This window comes from Streptomyces sp. NPDC020422, from assembly GCF_044386705.1.
Taxonomy (GTDB): domain Bacteria; phylum Actinomycetota; class Actinomycetes; order Streptomycetales; family Streptomycetaceae; genus Streptomyces.
This window is the reverse complement of the sequence record NZ_JBIRVJ010000005.1, coordinates 641959-647972: the sequence shown is the minus strand read 5'-3', so window position 1 is coordinate 647972 and position 6014 is coordinate 641959. Positions and strand designations below refer to the sequence as shown.

Sequence of the window (6014 nt, the reverse complement as noted above, 5' to 3'; positions counted from 1 at the left end):
CCTGTTGGTGGGCGCCGGGCCCGCCTACGCCCCGGTACTGCGAGTGCCCCGCCCCCCCCCTCTTAGCGCCGCCGCGCCGCTTTTCCCGCCGCCCGCCGCCCCCCCCCCCCCCCCGCCCCCCCCCCCCCGGGGGGCGCCGCTTCGGTTCGACGCCCGGCAGCAGGGTCAGGACGTACGCCAGGAGCAGGAAGTCGGCGACGACCGCCACGAGCAGGGCGGCGGCCTGGAGCAGGGCCCCGCCGGCGCCCGCGTGGGAGATGCCGAGCCGGTCGGCGCTCCAGCCGACGGCGGTGGAGCCGAGCCAGGACGCGGCGAGCGAGCAGAGCCCGACCCCGCCGAGGCCGAGCAGGACGAGGGTGTCCTTGCCCTTGCGCAGGAACGGGTTGTCCTCGTCGACGCCGTCGAGGCCCCAGACCGCGCGCAGGCACTCGCGCATCGAGCCGACCCAGCCGATGCCCATGAAGAGCAGGACGGCGCCGGCGACGAGCCCGACGGTGCCGGCGTTGTCGACGAGGCCGCCGATGTCGAGCTGGTCGGAGATGCCGGGGACCTGGTCGGCGATCTTGCTCTCGATCTTGTCGAGCTGTTCGGAGCTGAGCAGCGCGGCGCCGATCGCGGCGGCGACCGTGATCAGCGGGAAGAGGGCGAGGAAGCTGAGGAAGGTGATGGCGGCGGCGAGCCGGCTCCAGCGGACCTCGTCGAGGAGCTCGTACGCGTGCCAGGCGTGGGTCTTCATCAGCCGGACGACCCAGGGGCCGACGACGGGGAGCTTGGTCAGCCAGTCCATGTCGTGCGTGCCTCTCCCTCGGTGGACGGGACCCGGAACACCAGCGTCCGGGTTCCCCAGAATCGCAGACAGGTGGCGAGTGCCATGCCGATGCCGAGTCCTGACACCGTGTCGGCGCGGGCGGAGGTGAGTCCGAGGCCGTAGTGGGAGACGGCGAGGCACAGGAGTTGGACGGCGGCACCCGCGAGGTTCACGCCGAAGAAGACGGCGTACTCGCGGGCGGTGACCGCCCGGCGGCGGTAGGTGCCGAGCGCGTTGCCGAGGTAGGCGACGGTGCAGGCGGCGAGGAAGGAGAGCGACTTGGCGGCGACCGGGCCGAGGGGTCCGAGCAGTCCGAGGAAGACGACGAGGTCGGTGGCGTAGGCGGCGGCCCCGGAGAGGGCGAAGCCGAGCAGCTCGCGGCGCCGGACGCGGCTCCCGGTGGTTCCGACGCTCCCGGTGGCGCCGCCGCTCCCCGTGGCGCCGCGTCGCCCGGTGGCGCCGCCGCTCACAGGTCCGCGACCGCCATCCCGTACATCGCCGCCCAGACCAGGCCGATGACGGCGAGCGGCCGGTCGCGCAGGACGACGTCCTCGGGCTCCCCGGCCGTGCCGCGGTCGGCGAAGACGGCGTAGCGCAGGACGGCCAGGATGAAGGCGACGACGGAGAGCTGGCGCCAGGGCAGCAGTGAGCCGTTGGCGACGCCGCCGCTCTCCAGCGCCCACAGGCAGTAGCCGAGGACGGCGACCCCGGCCGCGAGCTGCCAGACGAAGCGCAGGTAGCCGGTCGTGTACTGGGTGAGCAGCGCCCGGGTGGCCCCCTGGGCGTCCTGCATCTGCACGGCCTCCGAGTAGCGCTTGGCGGCGACCATGAAGAGCGCGCCGAAGCCGGTGGTGATGAGGAACCAGCGGGAGAGCGGGATGCCGAGGGCGATGCCGCCGATCATCGCCCGCATCAGGAAGCCGGTGGCGACGACGGCGAGGTCGACGACGAGGACGTGCTTGAGACGTACGCAGTAGGCGAGTTGCATCGCGAGGTACCCGGTCAGGAGCAGCGCCGTCATGGCATTGCACAGCAGGGCGCTCGCGAGGGCCGCGCCGAGGCCGAGCAGGGCGCCGGCCGTGTAGGCGAGGGGTACGGGGACGAGGCCGGCGGCGACGGGGCGGTGCCGTTTCACGGGGTGGGCGCGGTCGGCGGCGGCGTCGCGGGCGTCGTTGACCAGGTAGACGGCGGAGGCGGCGGCGGTGAACAGGGCGAAGACCAGGGCGAGCCGCCCGGCGGTGTCCCAGGCGACGAGCTGCCCGGCGGCGACGGGCGCGGCGAGGACGAGCGCGTTCTTGACCCACTGGCGGGGCCGCGCGGTGCGGATGAGGCCGCGGACGACGGCGAGGGTGCCGGGGCGCGGCCGGGTCCGGGGCGCGGCGGTGGGCGGGGCGAGGACGGCCGTGCCGGTGCCGGATTCAGTCACGGGGGCCTCCGGGGGCGCGCAGCCAGCCGCGTCCGGCCGTGGCCGTGGCCGCCCCGAGCAGGGCGCCTGCGGCGATGTCGGTCGGGTAGTGGACGCCGGCGACGAGCCGGGAGAGGCACATCGCGGCCGCGGCGGGCACGGCGAGGGACCGGGTGGGCGGGTGCAGGACGGCGAAGGCGACGGCGGCCGCGGCGGCCGAGGCGGCGTGGGAGCTGGGGAAGGAGTGCCGTCCGGCGGTGCGGACGAGCGGCGGGTACTGCTCGGGGCGTGGCCGGGGGCGCCGTACGAGACGTTTGACGCCCATGCTGGCGAGGTGGGCGGCGCCGATCAGGGCCGTGCCGCGCAGCCAGCCGGTGCGGTGCGGGCGGTCCAGGGCGGCGGCGGTGAGTCCGGCGGCGATCCAGAGCGCGCCGTGCTCGCCGCCGAGGGAGAGCGCGCGGGTCGCCGCGGCCACGGCGGGGCGGCGCCCGTGGGCGTGCACGGCGGCCAGGAGCCGGTGGTCGGCTTCGGCCCAGTCCCCGTATCGCATGCGTCTCGCCCGCCTCCCCGGTCCGCTGTCGGCACCGTCAGCCCGGTCGGCACCGTCGGCACCCTCGACGCCGTCGGCACCGTCGGCACCGTCGGCACCCTCGGCACCGTCGGCTCCGTCCGCCAGGGGCGACTCTGGCGCGCGAAGGTGACGTACGGGGCGGGAGGCTTTCCTGACACTCGTTTAATCACCCATTTCGACGAACCGCCCATCAATCCCGGCATAAGCGACACTAGCGGCGATACGGTCACCTCCATGGCAGCCGAGACCGACTTCGAGCAGGGCGTCGAGCAGGGCGTCGCGACGCACGTCCCCACCGACGTCGACACCCTCACCGGGTGGGGCCGCACCGCCCCCACCCTCGCGCGCGTGATCCGCCCGCGGACCTACGAGGAGGCCGCCGCCGCCGTGCGCGCCGGCGGCGCCCGGGGATCCATCGCCCGCGGGCTCGGCCGGGCCTACGGCGACGCCGCCCAGAACGCCGGGGGCTCCGTCCTCGACATGACCGGGCTCGCCAGGATCCGCGCGATCGACGCCGAGGCGGGGCTCGCCGTCTGCGACGCGGGCGTCAGCCTGCACCACCTGATGGAGGTGCTGCTGCCGCTCGGCTGGTTCGTGCCGGTGACCCCCGGCACCCGGTATGTGACGGTCGGCGGGGCCGTCGGCGCCGACATCCACGGCAAGAACCACCATGTCTCCGGCTCCTTCTCCCGCCATGTCGTCTCGCTCGACCTGCTCACCGCCGACGGCCGGGTGCACACCCTCGCCCCCGGCGAGCCCCTCTTCGACGCGACCGCCGGCGGCATGGGCCTGACCGGTGTGATCCTCTCCGTCACGCTGCGGCTGCTGCCCGTCGAGACCTCGATGATGACCGTCGACACGGAACGCGCCACGGACCTCGACGACCTGATGGCCCGGCTCACCGCCACCGACCACCTGTACCGCTACTCCGTCGCCTGGATCGACCTGCTCGCCCGGGGCGCCGCCACGGGCCGCGCCGTCCTCACCCGCGGCGACCACGCCCCGTACGACGCGCTGCCCGTCCGGGCCCGCCGGAGTCCGCTCGCCTTCCGCCCCGGACGGCTGCCGGGCGCGCCCGCGTACGTCCCCGAGGGGCTGCTCGGCCGGCACACCGTCGGCGTCTTCAACGAGCTCTGGTACCGCAAGGCGCCCCGCCGCTCCATCGGCCGGCTCCAGCGGCTGCCCTCCTTCTTCCACCCCCTCGACGGGGTCCCGCACTGGAACCGGGTGTACGGGCGCGGCGGCTTCGTGCAGTACCAGTTCGTCGTCGGGTACGGGCGGGAGGAGACCCTGCGCCGGGTCGTCCAGCGGATCGCCAGCCGCCGCTGCCCGTCCTTCCTCGCCGTGCTGAAGCGCTTCGGCGACGCGGACCCCGGCTGGCTGTCGTTCCCGGTGCCCGGCTGGACCCTCGCGCTCGACATCCCGGCCGGGCTCTCCGGGCTCGGCGCCTTCCTCGACGAGCTGGACGAGGAGGTCGTCACGGCGGGCGGGCGGGTCTACCTCGCGAAGGACTCCCGGCTGCGGCCCGAGCTGCTCGACGCCATGTACCCGCGGCTCGCCGACTTCCGCGAGCTGCGCGCCCGGCTGGATCCGACGGGTGTGTTCACCTCGGACCTGTCGCGCCGCCTCGCCCTGTGACCGCCTCCACCCCCTTCGCATCCCGAGGAGCGTGAACGCCATGAAGGACGCCTTCGGCGCCCCCCAGTCCCTGCTCGTTCTCGGCGGCACCTCCGAGATCGGCCTGGCCACCGCCCGCCGGCTCATCGCCCGCCGCACCCGTACCGTCTGGCTGGCCGGGCGCCCCTCCCCCGCGCTCACCGCCGCCGCGGACTCGCTGCGCGCGCTCGGCGCGGACGTGCACACCGTGCCCTTCGACGCGCTGGACACCGAGTCGCACGAGGAGCGGCTCGGCAAGCTCTTCACCGAGGGCGACATCGACATGGTGCTGCTCGCCTTCGGCGTCCTCGGCGACCAGGCGCGCGACGAGTCCGACCCGCTCGCCGCGGTCCGGGTCGCCCAGACCAACTACACCGGCGCCGTCTCGGCCGGCCTGGTCTGCGCCCAGGCGCTGCAGGCGCAGGGGCACGGCTCGCTGGTGGTGCTCTCGTCGGTGGCCGGGGAGCGGGCCCGGCGGGCCAACTTCATCTACGGCTCGTCGAAGGCGGGGCTCGACGCGTTCGCGCAGGGCCTGGGGGACGCGATGCACGGCACGGGGGTGCAGGTGATGATCGTCCGGCCCGGTTTCGTACGCACGAAGATGACCCGCGGCCTGGCGGAGGCTCCGCTGGCCACCACGCCCGAGGCGGTCGCGACGGCGATCGAGCTGGGGCTCCGGCGCCGCTCGGAGACGGTGTGGGTGCCGGGCAGCCTGCGGGTGGTGATGTCGGCCCTGCGGCACGTACCCCGGACGCTGTTCCGACGGCTGCCGGTGTGAACCGCTGCGGGCCCGGGCCGCGCCCGCCGTCACGGCGACAGCGGGCCTGGAGGGCAGCCGTTCCGGTCGGCTGCCGGCGTGACCCCCGGCCGGCCCGCGCGGCGGCCGGCCTGGGTGACGGCCGGTCCGCCCGACGGCAGGTCCGCGCGACAGCCGGCCCGCCCGACGGCCGGTCCGCGCGGTCGCCCGTGGGCTCACACCGCCGGGGTCCTGGCCGGCTGGTCGAGGGGGCTGCCGCCCTGGGCCGGGACCGCGGAGACCGTGCGGCCGCTGCCGAACTCGTAGTCGCACAGCTTGCGCCACACGCCGTCCGGGCCCTGCTCGTACAGAGCGAAGGAGCGGCAGGTCCAGTCCGCCGCGTAGCCCGACAGCTCCGTGAAGGCGCGGTCCATGGCCTCCTCGGAGATGCCGTGGGCGACGGTCACGTGCGGGTGGTACGGGAACTGCAGCTCGCGCGGGACCGGGCCGGACTCGTCGCGGACCAGCTTCTGGAGCCGGTCGCAGGCGGGCGTGCCCTCGACCAGCTGGACGAAGACGACCGGGGAGAGCGGACGGAACGTGCCGGTGCCCTCCAGGCGCATCGTGAAGGGCTCGGTGCCGGCGGCGATGCGGGCGAGGTGCGCCTCGATCTCCGGCAGCCGCTCCTCGGCCACCGCCGTCGGCGGGAGCAGGGTGACGTGGGTCGGGATGCCGTGCGCGGCGGGATCCCCGAAGCCCGCGCGCCGCTCCTGGAGCAGGCTGCCGTGAGGCTCCGGGACCGCGATCGAAACGCCGAGCGTTACGGTCCCCACGTCGT

7 protein-coding genes are annotated in these 6014 nt (G+C 75.3%); 2 read left to right on the top strand and 5 right to left on the bottom strand.

Going from position 1 to position 6014, the window contains the following annotated elements:
• From ACH414_RS17075 to ACH414_RS17060, 4 genes are all read right to left on the bottom strand, one after another.
• On the bottom strand, nt 1-787 hold a 787-nt coding region (locus tag ACH414_RS17075), incomplete at its 3' end, for a YhjD/YihY/BrkB family envelope integrity protein (protein WP_398942244.1).
• Entirely contained in the window at nt 775-1182 is a 408-nt protein-coding gene (locus tag ACH414_RS17070) for a GtrA family protein (RefSeq protein ID WP_386568339.1), read from the bottom strand. The genes ACH414_RS17070 and ACH414_RS17075, both read right to left, overlap by 13 nt.
• Before the next feature lie 92 nt (nt 1183-1274).
• Nucleotides 1275-2234, bottom strand: coding sequence for a decaprenyl-phosphate phosphoribosyltransferase (locus tag ACH414_RS17065; protein WP_382532307.1), 960 nt, complete (start codon nt 2232-2234; stop codon nt 1275-1277).
• Nucleotides 2227-2763, bottom strand: coding sequence for a phosphatase PAP2 family protein (locus ACH414_RS17060; RefSeq protein ID WP_382532309.1), 537 nt, complete (start codon nt 2761-2763; stop codon nt 2227-2229). The genes ACH414_RS17065 and ACH414_RS17060 overlap by 8 nt, the downstream gene beginning before the upstream one ends.
• A 255-nt stretch (nt 2764-3018) precedes the next feature.
• On the opposite strand from ACH414_RS17060, the gene ACH414_RS17055 reads away from it, so the two are divergent.
• Together ACH414_RS17055 and ACH414_RS17050 are read left to right on the top strand one after the other, a co-directional pair.
• Complete coding sequence (locus ACH414_RS17055; protein WP_398942242.1) at nt 3019-4422, top strand: FAD-binding oxidoreductase; 1404 nt, start codon at nt 3019-3021, stop codon at nt 4420-4422.
• Nucleotides 4423-4462: 40 nt separating this feature from the next.
• Nucleotides 4463-5218 (top strand): decaprenylphospho-beta-D-erythro-pentofuranosid-2-ulose 2-reductase, encoded by a 756-nt coding sequence (locus tag ACH414_RS17050; RefSeq protein WP_391769390.1) that lies wholly within the window; start codon nt 4463-4465, stop codon nt 5216-5218.
• A 194-nt stretch (nt 5219-5412) separates the two neighbouring features.
• On the opposite strand, the gene ACH414_RS17045 is transcribed toward ACH414_RS17050, so the two are convergent.
• Complete coding sequence (locus ACH414_RS17045) at nt 5413-6009, bottom strand: 2'-5' RNA ligase family protein (RefSeq protein WP_382532313.1); 597 nt, start codon at nt 6007-6009, stop codon at nt 5413-5415.
• Nucleotides 6010-6014: the final 5 nt, after the last annotated feature.